The sequence below is a fragment of the Streptomyces sp. NPDC087845 genome (genome assembly GCF_044742755.1).
Lineage (GTDB): Bacteria > Actinomycetota > Actinomycetes > Streptomycetales > Streptomycetaceae > Streptomyces.
In genome coordinates, this window is the sequence record NZ_JBIUVC010000001.1 from 1,136,029 (window position 1) to 1,153,606 (window position 17,578).

The 17,578-nt window shown below is 71.2% G+C and carries 15 protein-coding genes; 13 read left to right on the top strand and 2 right to left on the bottom strand.

The features are described from left to right. Positions 1–5 precede the first annotated feature (5 nt). Positions 6–737, top strand: a complete 732-nt coding sequence (locus ACIOMQ_RS05245) for a response regulator transcription factor (RefSeq protein ID WP_362206400.1) — start codon at positions 6–8, stop codon at positions 735–737. Next, a complete protein-coding gene (locus tag ACIOMQ_RS05250) occupies positions 734–2,161 on the top strand; it encodes a HAMP domain-containing sensor histidine kinase (protein WP_362206399.1) in 1,428 nt (475 codons plus the stop codon). Before ACIOMQ_RS05245 ends, ACIOMQ_RS05250 begins: the two co-directional genes overlap by 4 nt. 104 nt (positions 2,162–2,265) lie before the next feature. Here the strand turns inward: ACIOMQ_RS05250 and ACIOMQ_RS05255 are convergent, their stop codons facing one another. Beyond that, positions 2,266–3,159, bottom strand: a complete 894-nt coding sequence (locus ACIOMQ_RS05255; protein WP_362206398.1) for a phosphatidylinositol-specific phospholipase C — start codon at positions 3,157–3,159, stop codon at positions 2,266–2,268. A 448-nt stretch (positions 3,160–3,607) separates the two neighbouring features. Between ACIOMQ_RS05255 and ACIOMQ_RS05260 the strand changes: the two genes are divergently transcribed. Continuing rightward, positions 3,608–4,123, top strand: coding sequence for a hypothetical protein (locus ACIOMQ_RS05260; RefSeq protein ID WP_402187892.1), 516 nt, complete (start codon positions 3,608–3,610; stop codon positions 4,121–4,123). A 326-nt stretch (positions 4,124–4,449) separates the two neighbouring features. Here ACIOMQ_RS05260 and ACIOMQ_RS05265 read toward each other — a convergent pair whose 3' ends face one another. Continuing rightward, the gene (locus tag ACIOMQ_RS05265; RefSeq protein ID WP_362206395.1) at positions 4,450–6,300 is read right to left on the bottom strand and encodes a bifunctional metallophosphatase/5'-nucleotidase; all 1,851 of its coding nucleotides are present in this window, start codon (positions 6,298–6,300) and stop codon (positions 4,450–4,452) included. Positions 6,301–6,612: 312 nt separating this feature from the next. Here ACIOMQ_RS05265 and mshD point away from each other — a divergent pair, with 312 nt between their 5' ends. From mshD to pstA, 10 genes are all read left to right on the top strand, one after another. Next, positions 6,613–7,536 carry a mycothiol synthase gene (gene mshD, locus ACIOMQ_RS05270; protein WP_362206394.1) on the top strand — a complete coding sequence of 308 codons (924 nt, stop codon included), beginning with the start codon at positions 6,613–6,615 and terminating at the stop codon, positions 7,534–7,536. A 184-nt stretch (positions 7,537–7,720) separates the two neighbouring features. Next, the gene (locus ACIOMQ_RS05275; protein WP_362206393.1) at positions 7,721–8,131 is read left to right on the top strand and encodes a GntR family transcriptional regulator; all 411 of its coding nucleotides are present in this window, start codon (positions 7,721–7,723) and stop codon (positions 8,129–8,131) included. Next, positions 8,128–9,030, top strand: a complete 903-nt coding sequence (locus tag ACIOMQ_RS05280) for an ABC transporter ATP-binding protein (RefSeq protein WP_401758759.1) — start codon at positions 8,128–8,130, stop codon at positions 9,028–9,030. The genes ACIOMQ_RS05275 and ACIOMQ_RS05280 overlap by 4 nt, the downstream gene beginning before the upstream one ends. Next, the gene (locus ACIOMQ_RS05285; protein ID WP_362206391.1) at positions 9,027–10,001 is read left to right on the top strand and encodes an ABC transporter permease; all 975 of its coding nucleotides are present in this window, start codon (positions 9,027–9,029) and stop codon (positions 9,999–10,001) included. Before ACIOMQ_RS05280 ends, ACIOMQ_RS05285 begins: the two co-directional genes overlap by 4 nt. Positions 10,002–10,290: 289 nt before the next feature. Beyond that, positions 10,291–12,546 carry an RNA degradosome polyphosphate kinase gene (locus ACIOMQ_RS05290; RefSeq protein WP_362206390.1) on the top strand — a complete coding sequence of 752 codons (2,256 nt, stop codon included), beginning with the start codon at positions 10,291–10,293 and terminating at the stop codon, positions 12,544–12,546. After that, positions 12,533–13,531 (top strand): CHAD domain-containing protein, encoded by a 999-nt coding sequence (locus ACIOMQ_RS05295; RefSeq protein WP_401262764.1) that lies wholly within the window; start codon positions 12,533–12,535, stop codon positions 13,529–13,531. The genes ACIOMQ_RS05290 and ACIOMQ_RS05295 overlap by 14 nt, the downstream gene beginning before the upstream one ends. Continuing rightward, complete coding sequence (locus ACIOMQ_RS05300) at positions 13,528–13,980, top strand: NUDIX hydrolase (protein ID WP_402187895.1); 453 nt, start codon at positions 13,528–13,530, stop codon at positions 13,978–13,980. The genes ACIOMQ_RS05295 and ACIOMQ_RS05300 overlap by 4 nt, the downstream gene beginning before the upstream one ends. 187 nt (positions 13,981–14,167) lie before the next feature. Beyond that, positions 14,168–15,304 carry a phosphate ABC transporter substrate-binding protein PstS gene (pstS, locus tag ACIOMQ_RS05305; protein ID WP_362206387.1) on the top strand — a complete coding sequence of 379 codons (1,137 nt, stop codon included), beginning with the start codon at positions 14,168–14,170 and terminating at the stop codon, positions 15,302–15,304. Between the two features lie 195 nt (positions 15,305–15,499). Next, positions 15,500–16,495, top strand: coding sequence for a phosphate ABC transporter permease subunit PstC (pstC, locus tag ACIOMQ_RS05310; RefSeq protein WP_362206386.1), 996 nt, complete (start codon positions 15,500–15,502; stop codon positions 16,493–16,495). Then, on the top strand, positions 16,492–17,577 hold the full coding sequence (gene pstA, locus ACIOMQ_RS05315) for a phosphate ABC transporter permease PstA (protein WP_401262760.1): 1,086 nt from the start codon (positions 16,492–16,494) through the stop codon (positions 17,575–17,577). The genes pstC and pstA overlap by 4 nt, the downstream gene beginning before the upstream one ends. The last annotated feature ends 1 nt before the right edge of the window (position 17,578 follow it).

The following is a 17,578-nucleotide window of genomic DNA, read 5'->3' on the forward strand; positions in this document are numbered from 1 at the left end:
GAGCGATGAGCCCCGCCGAAGACGATCCGCAGCGCATCCTGATCGTCGACGACGAGCCCGCCGTACGCGAGGCCCTGCAGCGCAGTCTCGCGTTCGAGGGGTACGGCACCGAGGTCGCCGTCGACGGCCTCGACGCCCTCGCCAGGGCCGAGGCGTACGCCCCCGACCTCATCGTCCTCGACATCCAGATGCCGCGGATGGACGGCCTGACGGCGGCCCGTCGGCTCCGCTCGGCGGGCACCACCACGCCCATCCTGATGCTCACCGCCCGCGACACCGTCGGCGACCGGGTCACCGGCCTCGACGCGGGCGCCGACGACTACCTGGTCAAGCCCTTCGAGCTGGACGAGCTCTTCGCCCGTATCCGGGCCCTGCTGCGCCGCAGCTCGTACACGGCCGCGACGGGCGGCGGCCTTCCCGACGACGACGTGCTGGCCTTCGCCGATCTCCGGATGAACCTGGCCACCCGCGAGGTCACCCGGGGCACCCGCCGGGTCGAGCTGACCCGTACCGAATTCACCCTCCTGGAGATGTTCCTGGCACACCCGCGGCAGGTGCTGACCCGCGAGCAGATCCTCAAGGCGGTGTGGGGCTTCGACTTCGAGCCGAGCTCCAACTCGCTGGACGTGTACGTGATGTACCTGCGCCGCAAGACGGAGGCGGGCGGCGAACCGCGCCTCGTGCACACGGTGCGGGGGGTCGGTTACGCGCTCCGCCCCGGCGGCGGTGACGGATGACCGGGGCCCTGCACCGGCTCCGCGCCCTGCCGCTGCGGACCCGGCTCGCACTGCTGGTGGCCACGGCGGTCGCGGTCGCGGTGGCGGCGGTGGCGGCGGCCTGCTGGTTCGTGACGAAGGCGCAGCTGGAGCAGCAGATGGACGACTCGCTGCGCAACGTCCAGGTCGACTCGGCCTATGTGCAGACCCTGCTCGTCGCCTGTACGCGCCCCGATCAAGCGGCCGCACCGCAGCTCCGGGGAACGTACACCGTGCAGCTCGTCACCGTGTCCGGGAGCACGTGCGGCGCCGCCGAGGCGTCACCGATCGGCGTGACCGCCGCCGACATCGCCGTGGCCGCCCACCTGCGCGACAGCGCCCTTCACTCGGCCAGGGCCAAGAACGGCAAGGGGATGCGCGTCTACACCTACGCGTACGAGCCCCGCAGCCAGGTCCCGGGCCTGCTGCAGGGAAACTTCGCCGTCTCCATCGCCCGCCCGATGAGCGATGTCGACGACCCGCTCTCCACCCTCGCCTGGGTGCTCCTGATCGTCTCCGGCATCGGCGTCCTCGGTGCGGGCGCGGCCGGTCTCTGGGTCGCCCGCACCGGTCTGCGTCCTGTCGACGAACTCACCGAGGCGGTCGAGCACGTCGCCCGTACCGAGGATCTCACCGTCCGCATCCCGGTCGAGGGCGAGGACGAGATCGCCCGGCTGTCCCGCTCGTTCAACTCGATGACCGCGTCCCTCGCCAGCTCCCGCGACCGCCAGGCCCAGCTGATCGCGGACGCGGGCCACGAACTGCGGACGCCCCTCACCTCGCTCCGTACCAACATCGAGCTCCTCGCCCGCAGCGACGACACGGGCCGGGCCATCCCGCCGGACGACCGCAGGGCCCTGATGAAGTCGGTCAAGGCGCAGATGACCGAGCTGGCCTCGCTCATCGGCGACCTCCAGGAACTGGCCCGCCCGGACGCGGCGAACCCCGGCCCGCTCCAGGTCGTCGCCCTGCACGACATCGCGGACACCGCCCTGGAACGCGCCCGGCTGCGCGGCCCCGAACTGACGATCAGGGCGGACCTGACCCCCTGGTACGTGCGGGCCGAACCGGCGGCGCTGGAGCGGGCGGTGGTCAACATCCTGGACAACGCGGTCAAGTTCAGCCCGCCCCGCGGCACGATCGAGGTCGCGCTGCGCGACGGCGAACTGACCGTACGGGACCACGGCCCCGGCATCCCCGCGGAGGAGCTCCCCCACGTCTTCGAACGGTTCTGGCGCTCCCCGTCCGCCCGCCAGCTCCCCGGCTCGGGCCTGGGCCTGTCGATCGTCGCCCGCACGGTCCAGCAGTCGGGCGGCGAAGTGGTCCTGCGCCCGGCGGCGGAGGGGGACGGCACCGAGGCGTCCATCAGGCTGCCGGGAGCGCCGCAGCCACCGCCGGAGCTCTGAGGGGGAGCCGTCCTCCCCCGTTCCACGGGCCGCACGAGAGTAAGCAGCCGCCGCTCGCGGCCCGCCTCGTCCGTGCAAGGCGGCGTGAAGCCCCGCCGGGCCGGTCACCTCCCGGGGTTGTGCCGGATCAGCGATTCCACCAGGCCGGACCGGGTGGCGGGGAAGTCCAGCGGAACGATGCCGAGCCCGGTCCAGCCCGCCGCCTCGGAGCCGTCCAGGAACGACTGCACCTGCGGGTTGAGCCGGTCGGCGTTCCAGCGCGGCGGCATCAGGGCCGCGGTGCTGACGTAGTTCATGTACAGCTTCCCGGGCTGCTGGGCCGCCTTGCGGAACTGGGACTCGATCTTGGGGTACTTGGCGAACGGCTCCGCCATGTAGTCGTCCTGGATGTCGAAGAGTTCCGGGTCGGCGTAACGGACGCCGGGCAGACCGCCGTTGTCGGCGAGCAGCACGACCTTCCCCCGTGCCTCGCCCAGCGAGGGCAGCGCCGGGTCGATGCGGAACAGCGGCCGCCACCCCTTGCTGTCGAGGTAGAGGTCGAAGATCCGCCGGAACTCCGCGTCGCTCTCCTCGGAGTACTCCTGCTTGACCCGCATCAGCACGGTCTCGGCGGGATGAGCCGCCAGGAAGTCCCAGCAGGCGCCGAGCACGTCGCCGAACATCAGGTTCTGGTACGAGGCGCCGTGGTGGATGGCGAACGAGTCACCGGTGATCCGGCACCGTACGTCCAGGAACCGCAGCCCGCTGTCCAGCTGTGCGGCGACGGTGGTGTTCTGGCACTCCGTCCAGGGGCCGCCGTAGCGGGCACCGGAGTCGTGCGAGCCGGGGATCGTGAGGTGGTGCAGCGCGGTGGCGTCGGGGAGGGCGCCCATCCAGTCCTGGGTGGCGAGGACCTGCCGTGGCGCGGCGCCGGCGGGGGCCGCGCCGATGACGACGGTGGCGGTGGCGGCGAGGGCGCCGGCCAGGAAGTTCCGGCGAGTGGCGGTGTACGGGCTCATGCGGGGAGTGCCTCCGTCTGCCGTGGGGGGTCAGCCGTCAGATTATGACGGGTGCACGTCATTACAGGAACAGGGCGGACGGTTCCCGTCACGGGGCCGCGGCCGAGCCGGTCAGCAGGTCCAGACCCAGCGGGGTGCAGGAATGCCAGACCGCCTTGCCCCCCCCCGCTCAACGCGTACCTGCCCTCGGCCGAGGAACAGGCCACCGTCGAGCACCTCGTCTACCGCGTGCAACAGCACTGCATGCGCGGATACGGATTCCGGTACCTGCCGCATCTGTCCGCCGAGCACATCGACGCCGTGGTCACGACCGGGCGCGAGTACGACTCGCGCCGATACGGGATCAGCGACCGCGCCACCGCCGCCGGACGCGGATACCACCTGAGCCAGGAGCCACCCGGCACCAGGGGCCCGCAGCGCCACCGCCCTTTCGGTCCCGGAGCGCGAAGTGCTGTCGGGACGCGCACCGGACGGCCGGAAGCTGACAACCTCCGTCCGGAACAAGACCGTTCCCCATGGCGGATGCGCCGGGGAGGCCGAACGCACCGTGCACTTCGGCGCGGTGGACGAGGTGCAGCGGGGCTACGACCTCGTCGCCCGGCTGCGCCGCGAGATGTCCGAGCGCTCGCGCTCGGACCCTCGCGTCACGGCGGTGAACAAGAAGTGGTCCACCTGTATGCGGACCGCCGGATTCAGCTACCGCGATCCCGACGCGGCGGTCGACGACCCCCGCTGGGACCTGCGGAGCGCCGCACCGAGCCGCGCGGAGATCGCCGTCGCCGCGGCCGACATCTCCTGCAAACTGCGGACCAACCTGCTGGGCGTGAACTTCGCCATCGAGGCGGAGTACGAGAACGCGGCCATCGGCGACCACTCCCGCGAGCTGGACGCGGTGCGCGCCCACCGGGACGCCGAGACCGAACGGCTGCCACGGCTGATGCGCAGGTACGACCGGGCCCCGTAGGAGGGGTGTGCGGCCCCCTCGGTCCATGTCCACCGGGCGCCGGCCCCGGTCACCCCGGCCGCCCCGAGATGAGCGGCGGCACGCTCAACCTCTGCGGGAGAGACCTCGATGGAGATCAGAACGTGACAGTTGCGGGGGTAAGTGTCACGTTGTACGGAGGGGTAACCAGCGCGGGGTGGGGCGGCCGGGGGCACCGAGGGGGTGGGGCGCAGGCCACGCCGTGCTCGTCCGTCGTGGCGCCGTGCCCCGGTCCCCTCGCCCCGCGGAAACACGCAGTGGGGCGGTGGGCCCGCCGGCCCACCGCCCCACTCACCCGCATACGGGAGTTACTGGATGACCGTGATCCGGTCCGTCGCCGGCGGGGCCAGCGGCGCGGCGGCCGACGAGTGGGCCGCCAGGTAGGCGTTGAAGACGTCCAGGTCGGACGGGCCGACCAGCTTGTTGGTGCCCTGGCCGAGTGCCGCGAAGCCGTCACCGCCGCCCGCCAGGAACTCGTTCATCGCGACGCGGTAGGTCTTCGCCGGGTCGATCGCCGCACCGTTGAGCTTGATGGTGTCGGTGACCACGCGGGCCGCGCCCGTCTTCGTCATGTCCAGGGTGTACGTGAGGCCCTTGGACACCTGAAGGATCTTCGGGCTGGCCTCGTTGGAGCCGCTGACCTGCTGCTGGAGCGCGGTGATCAGCTGGGCGCCGGTCAGGTCGACGACGTTCATCATGTTGGTGAAGGGCTGGACGGTGAACGACTCCCCGTACGTCACCACCCCGTCGCCCTCGCTGCCGGTCGCCTTGTGGACCAGGTCCGCCCGGATACCGCCCGGGTTCATGAAGGCGACGACCGCCCCGCCCTTGTCCGCCGGGGCCAGGCCCTCCAGCTGGGCGTCCGCGATCAGGTCGCCGAGCGGCTTCTCGGGAGCCGTGGAGCCGCGGCCGTTGATGTCGGCGGTGATGTAGCCCTGCGGCTTGTTCGCGATGGGCGCCGCGAGGGTGTTCCAGCGCGCGATCAGCTCCGTCATGTCGGTGGCCTTGGGCTGGTCCCGGCTGACGATGTGGTTCGCCGACTTGGGGTTCGAGGCCCCGGCCGACTTCACCGACGTACGGACGATGTCCTTGGTGCGGCGGTCGTAGGTGAGCGTCGTGTCGGTGTAGAGCTTGCCGAACGACGACGCCGAGGTGACCATGCGCGGGTTGCCCGCCGGGTCCGGGATCGTGCAGACGTACGCCTGGTGGGTGTGGCCCGTGACCAGCGCGTCGACCTTGGGCGTGATGCCCTTGGCGATGTCGACGATCGGCCCGGAGATGCCGTCACCGGCGCCGGAGCTGTCGCAGTCGTAGTTGTACGAGGAGGAGGCCGGCGCCCCGCCCTCGTGGATCAGCGCGACGATGGACTTGACGCCCTGCCGGTCCAGTTCCTTGGCGTACTTGTTGACCGTCTCGATCTCGTCGTGGAACTTCAGGCCCTTGACGCCGTTGGCCGTGACGATGTTCGGCGTGCCCTCCAGGGTCACTCCGATGAAGCCGATCTTGACGCCGTTCTTCTTCCACACCGTGTACGGCTTGAGGATCGGCTTGCCGGTCTTCTCGTTCGTCACGTTGGCGGCGAGGTAGGGGAAGTCCGCGCCCTTGAACTTCTTGCCCTTCTCGTAGCACCCCTCGACCGGATGGCAGCCACCGTTCTGGAGGCGGGCCAACTCGACGGCCCCCTCGTCGAACTCGTGGTTGCCGACGCTCGTGACGTCGAGGTCGAGCTTGTTGAGGGCCTCGATGGTCGGCTCGTCGTGGAAGAGACCGGACAGCAGCGGGCTGGCGCCCACCATGTCGCCACCGGCCGCGGTGATCGAGTACGGGTGCCCCTTGCGCGCGGTGCGCAGCGAGGACGCGAGGTACTCGACGCCACCGGCCGGAATCGCCTTGGTCGTGCCGTCGGCCTGCGTCTCGTTGACCGTGCCCGCCGAGCCGGCCGGCGGCTCCAGGTTCCCGTGCAGGTCGTTGAAGGACAGCAGCTGTACGTCGACGGTACGGGCCGGCTTGTGGTGGCCGTGGCCGCCGTGGCCGTGCCCGTGGCCACGGTCCTGGGCGCCGGCCGGCATCGCGGCGACGAGCGCGCCGACGGTGGCGAGCCCGGCCGCGGCGGCGAGCACCCGCCGGGGCGCGCGGTTCTTCTGCGGTGTCGCTGACATCGGTCCCCTTGTGAGTTCAGCGGGAGGTTTGAGGGTGATGACGAGTCTGGAGACTTCGTGCCGCAGCCTAGGGTCAACGCGCGTAGCGCGACAGACGTCCAGGGTTACGAACTGGTTGCCATGCGGTCGGAATCGGGGGCAACTTCCGCACATCGCCCGCTTGGCGTACATACACGGGCAGAAGCGGACCGGCCCGATCCCACGACCGGCCGGATCCACCCCGGTCACCGATCCCCGCCCAAGCTGTCCGGCAGGACGCCGGACCCCGTGCGCACCCCCACAACGCCCCTCGCCCCCCGTACGCTCGTACACATGACGACTGACGTACCTCTCCCCGCCCCCGGACGTGAGATCCAGACGCTCGACGCGCTCTCCCCCGAGCAGGCCGGAGCCGTGTCCGACCTGCTCGCCGAGGCGGCCCGGTCCGACGGCCGGCAGGCCGTGTCCGAGCAGGGACGGCTGCAGTTGCGGGGCGGGCGGCGCGAAGGGGTGCGGCATCTGCTGCTCAGCAGCGGGTCCGTCCTGGTGGGGTACGCGCAGCTGGAGGACACCGACCCGGTCGAGGCACCCGCCGCCGAACTGGTCGTGCACCCGGCGTACCGCGGACAGGGGCACGGCCGGGCGCTGGGGGCGGCGCTGCTCGCCCTGACCGGGAAGCGGCTGCGGGTGTGGGCGCACGGCGGGAAGTCCGCGGCGCGGCACCTCTCGCAGGTCCTCGGCCTCTCCCTCTTCCGTGAACTGCGCCAGCTGCGCCGCCCGTTGAGCCCGCCGGACATCGCGGAGCCGGTACTGCCGCCCGGCGTCACCGTCCGCACCTTCCTGCCCGGTGAGGACGACGCCGCCTGGCTCGCCGTGAACCGCGCCGCCTTCGCCCACCACCCCGAACAGGGCTCGCTGACCCAGCGCGACCTGGACGACCGCAAGGCGGAGCCCTGGTTCGACCCGAAGGGATTCTTCCTCGCCGAGCGCGACGGGGAGCTGATCGGCTTCCACTGGACGAAGGTGCACGCCGAGGAACACCTCGGCGAGGTGTACGTCGTCGGCATCCGGCCCGACGCGCAGGGCGGCGGGCTCGGCAAGGCGCTCACCGCGATCGGGCTGCGCCACCTGGCCGCCGAGGCGCTGCCGACGGCCATGCTCTACGTCGACGCCGACAACAAGGCGGCCCTGGCCGTCTACGAGCGGATGGGCTTCACGACGCACGAGGTGGACCTGATGTACCGCACGGAGACCTGAGCAGCCACGACGCGCAACAGGGGCGGTGTCGCCCGACGCCACCCGCGCAGGGGGCGGTCTCTCTCGATGCCACCCGCACAGGGGGCGGTCTCCCTCGATGCCACCCGCGCAGGGGGCGGTGTCGCTTGACGCCGCCCCTTTTCTGCGCCACCCTTTCACTACTTAATTAGTGAAAGGGGTGAGCATGGCAGGGACCGCAGCGGTCGAGTACCGCATCGACCGGCGCAGCGGCGTCGCCACGTACCTCCAGATCGTCCAGCAGACCAAACAGGCCCTCCGCCTCGGCCTGCTGGAGCCCGGCGACCGGCTGCCCACCGCACGCGAGGTCGTCGAGGCCACCGCCATCAACCCGAACACCGTGCTCAAGGCCTACCGCGAACTGGAACGCGAGGGTCTCGTCGAGGCCCGGCGCGGGCTCGGCACCTTCGTCACACGGACCCTCGGCGGCGCGGCGGCCGTCGACGACGCGCCGCTGCGCGCCGAGCTCGCCGACTGGGCCCGCCGGGCCCGCGCGGCAGGGCTGGAGAAGGACGATGTGAGCGCGCTCTTCACCGCCGTACTGGACAAGACCTTCGAGGGGGAACAGGCCGGATGACAGGCGCTGCGATCGAGGCCTTCGGCCTCGGCATGAAGTACCGGAACAGAGGCGGGGGCTGGGCGCTTCGCGACTGCTCGTTCCGGCTGCCCGCCGGGCGCGTGTGCGCCCTCGTCGGCCCCAACGGTGCGGGCAAGTCCACCCTGCTCGCCCTCGCGGCGGGCTTCCTGCGGCCGGTGAGGGGGACGGTACGGGTCCTGGGCACGACGCCCGGGGAGGCACGGGCCCGGATCGCCTTCGTGGCCCAGGACAAGGCGCTGTACCCGCAGTTGACGGTCGCCGGGACCCTCTGGGCGGGCGCCGAGCTGAACCCCGGAACCTGGGACCGGGACACCGCCGAACGCATCGCCGGGGAGCTCCCGCGCGACGCCGCGGTCCGCACCCTCTCCGGCGGTCAGCGCACCCGGCTCGCGCTGGCCCTCGCCCTCGGCAAGCGGCCCGGACTGCTCCTGCTGGACGAACCGATGGCCGATCTCGACCCCCTCGCCCGCCACCAGCTGATGGGCGCGCTGATGGCCGAGGCCGCCGAGCACTCCACGACCATCGTGATGTCCTCGCACATCCTCACCGAGCTGGAGGGCGCCTGCGACTACCTCCTGCTCGTCGACGGCGGCCGGGTCCGCCTGGGCGGCGAGACGGACGACCTGCTCGCCGCGCACGCCCGCCTCACCGGTCCCGTACGGGACACCGCACCGCACACCGTCGTCGAGTCCCGCACGGCGGGGCGTCTGCAGACCACGCTGGTGCGCAGGGAGGGCCCGGTGGACACCACCGTCTGGGAGGCCGCGGAGCCTTCACTGGAGGAACTGCTCCTGGCCCATCTGCGTTCCCCCGGGGCGCCCGCTCTGCTGACGCCGAGCGCGGAGGTCCGCAGCCTTGAGGCGGTGGCGGCCATATGAGCGCGATCGCCCTGCGCGGCCCGGCCCGCGTCGTCCTGGCCCAGCACCGGCGGCCCCTTCAGCTCCTGGGCACGCTCCCCGTCCTGGTGGTCGTCGTGCTGGCCGGCGCCTGGCTGTGGACCGACCACGTCATGGACGCCTTCGCCGCGACGGGCTGCTCGGTGCGGCACACCACGCCCGGCTGCGGCGACACGGTGCGCGAGTTCCTCGACCGCCGGCAGTGGATGCGGGAGGTCCTCGACTGGTCCGGCCTGCTGATGATGGTCCTGCCCGCGTTCGTCGGGATCTTCGTGGCGGGCCCGGTGATCGGCCGCGAGATGGAGAGCGGCACGTACCGGCTGGCACTGTCCCAGTCCGTGGCACCCGCCCGCTGGCTCGCCGCCAAACTCGCCGTGCCCGCCGTCGTGACGCTGGCCTCCGTCTCCGTACTGTCGGCCGCCTGCGCCTGGGCCCGGGACCGGGCCGACGGGGCGCACCAGGGGCAGGAGTGGTACGAGCGCACCGTGTACGGCTCGATGGGCACCGTCCCCGTCGGCTACGCCCTGTGCATGCTGGCCCTCGGCGGCCTCGCCGGCCTGGTGCTGCGCCGGACCGTGACCGCAATGATCGTGACGGTGGTCGGGTACGGCGCACTGGTGGCGGCCGTCAACTCCGTGCGCGACCATCTGTGGCCGACCCTGACGGACACGTTCAAGCAGGGGAGCGGCTACCGGTTCCCCGACGGGGCGGTCGGCGTCAGGACGGGCTGGCTGACCCACTCCGGCCGGCGGCTGCCCGACAACGCGTGCCTGGACTGGGCCTCCGACTTCAAGCAGTGCCTGACCGAGAAGAACATCGACCTCCGCTTCCACGAATACCACCCCGCCTCGCACTTCTGGCCGCTCCAGCTCGTCGAGACCGGGATCCTGCTCGCCCTGGCCGCGCTCGCCGTCGCCGTCGCCTTCCGGGTGCTGCGCCGCCGCCACGGCTGAAACCCGCTGCCCGTTCCTCCGTTCCGGGCCCTTCCACGGGGCCCGGAACGGTGGGTACGACGCATCCGCGCACCCGCACACCGCTTCCTGCACGTCATGTCGCCGTTACCGGCCATTCAGAAGCGCTTGCGAACCTTTCAGGATGCAGCCAGCTGTGCCGACCCCCCGCAACGGGAGAAATCCCGGTGGCGCCCGTGCGAACCCCACGAACCACACGGACCGCGTGTTCCCCGCGATCTCCGCGCTCTCCCGCGCGCCCTCGGACCCCCCGGCGCGGAAGAATGGGTCCATGAGCCAGCAGCCCAGCTCCGAGGTCCCGGTCCAGGCACCTGTCCAGCCGTCGGTCGGCTCGCTCGCCGCGCACCGGCCGCGCGCCGTCGCCTCCGCGTCGCCCAACGGCGCCGCGCTGTCCACCCGGGCCGACCTCGATCCCGACATCGACGCCGACGTCGACGCGTACGAACCCGACGTCGACGGCGACGAGCTGCCGCGGGGCCGTTTCCTGGACCGGGAACGCAGTTGGCTCGCATTCAACGAACGGGTGCTCGAACTGGCCGAGGACCCCGCGACCCCCCTCCTCGAACGGGCTAATTTCCTCGCCATCTTCGCCTCCAACCTGGACGAGTTCTTCATGGTCCGGGTGGCCGGACTGAAGCGCCGTATCGCCACCGGCGTGGCCACCCGCTCCGCCTCCGGACTCCAGCCCCGCGAGGTCCTCGACCTGATCTGGACCCGCTCGCGCGAACTCATGGCCCGGCACGCCGCCTGCTACCAGCAGGACGTCGCCCCCGCCCTGTCCGACGAGGGCATCCAGCTGATCCGCTGGCCCGAGCTGACCGAGAAGGAGCAGGCCCGCCTGTTCACCTTCTTCCGGCAGCGGGTCTTCCCCGTGCTGACCCCCCTCGCCGTCGACCCGGCCCACCCCTTCCCGTACATCTCGGGCCTCTCGCTCAACCTCGCCGTCGTCGTGCGCAACCCGGTCAGCGGCCACCGCCACTTCGCCCGGGTCAAGGTGCCACCGCTGCTGACCCGCTTCCTGGAGGCGTCGCCGCAGCGGTACGTGCCCATAGAGGACGTCATCGCCGCGCACCTCGAAGAGCTCTTCCCGGGCATGGAGGTCCTCGCCCACCACATGTTCCGGGTCACCAGGAACGAGGACCTGGAGGTCGAGGAGGACGACGCCGAGAACCTCCTCAAGGCCCTGGAGAAGGAACTCATGCGGCGCCGCTTCGGCCCGCCGGTCCGCCTGGAGGTCGAGGAGTCCATCGACCCGTACGTACTGGACCTGCTGGTCCGCGAGCTGAAGGTGTCCGACGCCGAGGTCTACCCGCTGCCCGGCCCCCTCGACCTCACCGGGCTCTTCGGCATAGCGTCCCTGGACCGCCCCGAGCTGAAGTTCCCCAAGTTCATCGCGGGCACCCACCGCGATCTCGCCGAGGTCGAATCCGCCTCCGCGCCCGACATCTTCGCCGCCCTGCGCGAACGCGACGTACTCCTGCACCACCCGTACGACTCGTTCTCCACCTCCGTCCAGGCGTTCCTGGAACAGGCCGCGAGCGACCCCGACGTCCTGGCCATCAAGCAGACCCTGTACCGGACCTCGGGCGACTCACCGATAGTGGACGCCCTCATAGACGCCGCCGAGTCCGGCAAGCAGGTCCTCGTACTCGTCGAGATCAAGGCCCGCTTCGACGAGCAGGCCAACATCAAGTGGGCGCGCAAGCTGGAGGAGTCCGGCTGCCATGTGGTCTACGGGCTCGTCGGCCTCAAGACCCACTGCAAGCTCTCGCTCGTCGTGCGCCAGGAGGGCGACACGCTGCGCCGCTACTCGCACGTCGGCACCGGCAACTACCACCCCAAGACGGCCCGGCTGTACGAGGACCTCGGCCTGCTGACCGCCGACCCGCAGGTCGGCGCGGACCTCTCCGACCTCTTCAACCGGCTCTCCGGCTACTCCCGCCGCGAGACCTACCGCCGCCTCCTGGTCGCGCCGAAGTCCCTGCGCGACGGGCTGATCGCCCGGATCAACAAGGAGATCACGCACCAGCGGGCCGGGCGGTCCGCCTACGTCCGCATCAAGGTCAACTCCATGGTCGACGAGGCGGTCGTCGACGCCTGTTACCGGGCCGCGATGGCGGGCGTACCCGTGGACATCTGGGTGCGCGGCATCTGCGCGATCCGCCCCGGCGTCCCCGGCCTCTCCGAGAACATCCGGGTCCGCTCGATACTGGGCCGCTTCCTCGAACACTCCCGGGTCTTCTCGTTCGGCAACGGCGGCGAACCCGAAGTATGGTTCGGCAGCGCCGACATGATGCACCGTAACCTCGACCGCCGGATCGAAGCACTGGTCCGGGTCACCGACCCCGCCCATCGCGCCGCGCTCAGCCGTCTCCTGGAGACCGGCATGGCCGACACCACCTCCTCCTGGCACCTGGGTCCCGACGGGAACTGGACCCGGCACGCCACGGACGCGGACGGCCAACCGCTGCGGCACGTACAGGAAATGCTCATTGACGCCCGGAGGCGCCGGCGTGCGACGCCATGACCACCAGACGACGCAAGCGGACCTTACGGCAGGGGCGGTGCTCACGCCCTACCTGCAGGAACAGGCCGCCGAATTCCTGCGCAGCCTGCGCCTGCACCGCGAGAACAGCGCTCCCACGGACGCCGGAAGCCACGCCGCCGACGAGGCAGCCGCCGCGCTGCGCCGCTCGTCCCGCCGGATCGGCGGCACGCTGCACACCTTCCGGGCGGCGCTGGACGCGGCCTGGGCCGAGCAGCTCCGCACCGAACTGGCCTGGCTCTCGGGCACCCTGGCCCGGGAGCACGCCTACGCGACCCGGCTGACCCGGCTCCTCGAAGCGCTGCACGCCCTGTCCGGCACCTCGCTGCCCGCCGCCCGCACGGGATCGGGCACCGACTCCGCCGGTGACAAGGAGCGCGCCGCCCTCGGCGTCGGGGCGGCCCGCGCCGGTGCGCTGCTCGAACGGCAGCTGACCCTCGCCCGGACCCGTGCCCACTCCGCGGCGCTCCAGGCTCTCGGCTCCTCCCGCTTCCACGCGGTGGCCGACGCGGTCGCGCTGCTGGCCTCCGACGTCCCGCTCGCCGCGTCGGCCGGGGCCCCGGCCGAGGAGATGCTGCACGGGCCCGCCGACCGGGCCGAGCAGCAGCTGCTCGGCGCGGTGGCCGCGCTCCCCTCGGACAAGACGGCCGAGCCGTACAACGAGGCGCAGGACGCGCCCTGGCACCGGACCCGGCTGCTGCTGCGGCTGCACCGGTACGCCCACGAGGTGGTACGGGGCGGCCCCGACCCGGTCCTGGCCGCGCCGGGCCACGCGCTCGATCTGCACCGGGACGCTTCGGAGGCGGCCGCCGCGGCGGCGTCGGCGGCCCGTACCCCCCGGATCGCGCCCGCGACCGCGTACGCCCTGGGGGTGCTCCACGCCGACCAGCGCCATGAGGTGGAGGCGGCCCGCAGCGTGTTCCGGGCGAGCTGGCCGTTCACCGCAGCGGCCGTGATCGCGCCATGAGCGGGGCGGTGGGTGCCCGCGGCGGCAGGCGCACCGTGAAGAACGGCCCGGTGCTCGCCGCGGGGTGCGTGCTGTGGCGCCGTTCGGAACGCTCCGGCGAGCTGGAGATATGCCTGGTCCACAGACCCCGTTACGACGACTGGTCGCATCCCAAGGGCAAGCTGAAGCGCGGCGAGCCCGCGCTGGACGCCGCCCGGCGCGAGGCCCTGGAGGAGACCGGCCACCGCTGCGCGCCGGGCGCCGCGCTCCCCACGGTCCGCTATCTCGCGAACGGCCGCCCCAAGGAGGTCGCCTACTGGGCGGCCGAGGCGACCGGCGGCTCCTTCGTGCCAGGCACCGAGGTCGACCGGGTGAGCTGGCTCTCCCCGGCAGCGGCCCGTACCCGGCTCACCCAGGACCGCGACCGGGACCTGCTGGACGCCTTGCTCGCGGCCCTGCCGAGCGTCTGACCGGGGGCCGGAACCGCACCGTCCTGCACGGTTCACCTTCCGTTCACTCTCCCCCGTAGGCCGCTTCACCTGTTCTGCCTAACTTCGGCAGTGCACGGTGCACGGCGCAACGCCGGAGCACCCACCCCATCGCACGCCGTCGTAGAACGAAGAGACCTCGGCGGCTCCTGGAAGGAACACCCGAAAAGTGAAGCTTCAGCGCAAGAACCGGCTTCGTGCCACCGCGCTCGGTGCCCTCGCCGTCTCCGGCGCCCTGGTCCTCACGGCGTGCGGTTCGGACGACAACAGCGGCGGCACGACCGGCGGCAACGGCGGCAAGACGAGCGCCGCGTCGAACATCAAGTGCGACGACGCCAAGGGCCAGCTGCTCGCCTCCGGCTCCAGCGCGCAGAAGAACGCCATGGACCTCTGGGTCAAGAACTACATGGCAGGCTGCTCGGGCGCCGAGGTCAACTACAAGTCGTCCTCCTCCGGTGACGGCATCATCGCCTTCAACCAGGGCACGGTCGGCTTCGCCGGCTCCGACTCGGCGCTGAAGCCCGAAGAGGTCGCCGACTCGAAGAAGGTCTGCAAGGGCGGCCAGGGCATCAACCTCCCGATGGTCGGCGGCCCGATCGCCATCGGCTACCACCTGGAAGGCGTCGACAGCCTCACGCTGGACGCCCCCACCCTCGCCAAGATCTTCGACGGCAAGATCAAGAAGTGGAACGACCCGGCGATCGCCAAGCTCAACAGCGGCGCGAAGCTCCCGGACAAGGCCATCCAGGCCTTCCACCGCTCCGACGACTCCGGCACCACCCAGAACCTCGGCAGGTACCTGGGCGCTGTCGCCCCGAGTGACTGGAAGTACGAGGCCGAGAAGAAGTGGCTGGCCCCCGGTGGCCAGGCCGCGTCCAGCTCCTCCGATGTCGCCGCTCAGGTGAAGCAGGTCGACGGCGCGATCGGCTACTTCGAGCTCAGCTACGCCACCTCGCAGTCGATCTCCACCGTCGACATCAACACCGGCGGCTCCGCCCCGGTCAAGGCGACCCCGGAGAACGCCTCCAAGGCCATCGCCGCCGCCAAGGTCAAGGGCACCGGCAAGGACCTGGCGCTGGAGCTCGACTACGCGACCAAGGCCGAGGGCGCGTACCCGATCGTCCTGGTGACGTACGAGGTCGTCTGCGACAAGGGCAACAAGGCCGAGACCCTGCCCACGGTCAAGTCCTTCCTGAACTACACCGCCAGCGACGAGGGCCAGAAGCTCCTCACCGACGCCGGCTACGCCCCGATCCCGACCGAGATCAACGCGAAGGTCCGCGAGACCATCGGCTCCCTCTCGTAACCGAGAACGGAACGCACAGGCAACACCTGCAACACCAGCCACATCAGCTTCACCAGCCACATCAGCTTCATCAGCCACACCAGCTTCACCCAGCAGGCCGGTCCGGTGCACCCCTCCGGACCGGCCCGCCACCACCCATCCGGTGCACCGCCGCCAGGGGAGCCACGCCGCTCCCCCACACAGACCGGAAAGACCATGGCTTCCACCACACCGATAGAAACGCCGCCGGCACCGCCGGTGGCGCGCAAGCGCGCCGGGACCAAGTCCGGGCGCGTGGGCGACAAGGTCTTCCTGGGCCTCTCCAGGGGCTCGGGCATTCTGCTGCTCGTGATCATGGCGTCGATCGCCGTGTTCCTGACCTACCGCGCCTCGCTCGCCGTGTCCAAGAACGAAGGCAACTTCTTCACCACCTTCGACTGGAACCCGGCCGGCGACCCGCCGGTGTTCGGCATCGCGGTCCTCCTCTTCGGCACGGTCGTCAGCGCGGTCATCGCGATGGCCATCGCCGTCCCGGTCGCCGTCGGTATCGCCCTGTTCATCTCGCACTACGCGCCGCGCAAGCTGGCCGCACCCCTCGCGTACGTCGTCGACCTGCTCGCCGCAGTGCCGAGCATCGTGTACGGCATCTGGGGCGCCCTCGTCCTGGTCCCGTACCTGGAGGGCGCGAACCTCTGGCTCGACCAGTTCTTCGGCTGGACGTACCTCTTCGAGAAGACCGAGGTCGGCGTCGCCCGCTCGCTCTTCACCGTCGGCATCCTGCTCGCGATCATGATCCTGCCGATCGTGACCAGCGTCAGCCGCGAAGTCTTCCTCCAGGTCCCGAGGATGAACGAGGAAGCCGCCCTCGCCCTGGGCGCCACCCGCTGGGAAGTCATCCGCCTCTCGGTGCTGCCCTTCGGCCGCTCCGGCGTGATCTCCGCCTCGATGCTGGGCCTGGGCCGCGCCCTCGGCGAGACGATGGCCGTCGCCACGGTCCTGTCGCCGAGCTTCATCATCTCCGGGCATCTGCTCAACCCGGGCGGCGGCACCTTCGCCCAGAACATCGCCGCGAAGTTCGGCGAGGCCAACGAGCTCGGGCGCGACGCCCTGATCGCCTCCGGCCTCGTACTCTTCGTCCTCACTCTGCTGGTCAACGGCGCGGCCCGGCTGATCATCGCCCGCCGCAAGGAATACTCGGGGGCCAACGCATGAGCCAGGCAGCCAACACCGGCATCCAGGAGCGCCCCGCCCCGGCGGCGCCCGCACGCCCGACCAGCCTGAGCAGCCGGGCACTCCCCCGCTGGGCCCCCTTCGCCTTCGCGGCCGTCGCGATCGTGCTGGGCGTGGGCACCGGCGCGGCGGCGGGCTGGCAGAGCCGCACCCAGTGGGGGCTGTTCTCCGCCCTCCTCTTCGTCGTCATCTCGTACATCACGACCTCGGTCGTCGAGAACCGCCGCCAGGCGAAGGACCGGCTCGCCACCAGCATCGTCTGGGTGTGCTTCCTGCTGGCCGTCGTGCCGCTCGCCTCACTCCTGTGGACGACGATCAGCCGGGGCGCGGAGCGCCTGGACGGGTACTTCCTGACCCACTCGATGGCCGGCGTGCTCGGCACCGAGCCGACCGGCGGCGTCTATCACGCACTGATCGGAACGCTGGAGCAGGTCGGCATCGCCACCCTGATCTCCGCCCCCATCGGCATGCTGACCGCCGTCTACCTGGTGGAGTACGGCAAGGGCGCCCTGGCGAAGACCGTGACCTTCTTCGTCGACGTCATGACGGGCATCCCGTCCATCGTCGCCGGTCTCTTCATCCTCTCGATCATGCTGATGACGAAGACCGCCCCGTCCGGTCTGATGGGTGCGCTGGCACTCACGATCCTGATGATCCCGGTCGTGGTCCGGTCCACCGAGGAGATGCTCAAGCTCGTCCCGAACGAGCTCCGCGAGGCATCGCTCGCCCTCGGCGTCCCGAAGTGGCGCACCATCCTGAAGGTGGTCCTCCCGACCGCGATCGGCGGCATCACCACCGGTGTGATGCTCGCGATCGCCCGGATCGCCGGTGAGACCGCGCCGATCATGCTGCTGGTCTTCGGCAGCCAGCTGATCAACACCAACCCGTTCCAAGGCGCACAGTCCTCGCTCCCGTTCTACATCTACGAGCAGTACAAGGTCGGCACCGATCAGTCGTACGACCGTGCCTGGGCCGCCGCGTTGGTCCTGATCGCCTTCGTCATGATCCTCAACCTGGTGGCCCGCGGCATCGCCCGCTGGAAGGCCCCGAAGACCGGCCGCTGAC

Excerpts from the sequence above, each read along its gene's own strand:
- ACIOMQ_RS05245 (WP_362206400.1), top strand. The coding sequence starts at position 6 with ATGAGCCCCGCCGAAGACGATCCGCAGCGCATCCTGATCGTCGACGAC.
- ACIOMQ_RS05250 (WP_362206399.1), top strand. The coding sequence starts at position 734 with ATGACCGGGGCCCTGCACCGGCTCCGCGCCCTGCCGCTGCGGACCCGG.
- ACIOMQ_RS05255 (WP_362206398.1), bottom strand. The coding sequence starts at position 3,159 with ATGAGCCCGTACACCGCCACTCGCCGGAACTTCCTGGCCGGCGCCCTC.
- ACIOMQ_RS05265 (WP_362206395.1), bottom strand. The coding sequence starts at position 6,300 with ATGTCAGCGACACCGCAGAAGAACCGCGCGCCCCGGCGGGTGCTCGCC.
- mshD (WP_362206394.1), top strand. The coding sequence starts at position 6,613 with ATGACGACTGACGTACCTCTCCCCGCCCCCGGACGTGAGATCCAGACG.
- ACIOMQ_RS05275 (WP_362206393.1), top strand. The coding sequence starts at position 7,721 with ATGGCAGGGACCGCAGCGGTCGAGTACCGCATCGACCGGCGCAGCGGC.
- ACIOMQ_RS05280 (WP_401758759.1), top strand. The coding sequence starts at position 8,128 with ATGACAGGCGCTGCGATCGAGGCCTTCGGCCTCGGCATGAAGTACCGG.
- ACIOMQ_RS05285 (WP_362206391.1), top strand. The coding sequence starts at position 9,027 with ATGAGCGCGATCGCCCTGCGCGGCCCGGCCCGCGTCGTCCTGGCCCAG.
- ACIOMQ_RS05290 (WP_362206390.1), top strand. The coding sequence starts at position 10,291 with ATGAGCCAGCAGCCCAGCTCCGAGGTCCCGGTCCAGGCACCTGTCCAG.
- ACIOMQ_RS05300 (WP_402187895.1), top strand. The coding sequence starts at position 13,528 with ATGAGCGGGGCGGTGGGTGCCCGCGGCGGCAGGCGCACCGTGAAGAAC.
- pstC (WP_362206386.1), top strand. The coding sequence starts at position 15,500 with ATGGCTTCCACCACACCGATAGAAACGCCGCCGGCACCGCCGGTGGCG.
- pstA (WP_401262760.1), top strand. The coding sequence starts at position 16,492 with ATGAGCCAGGCAGCCAACACCGGCATCCAGGAGCGCCCCGCCCCGGCG.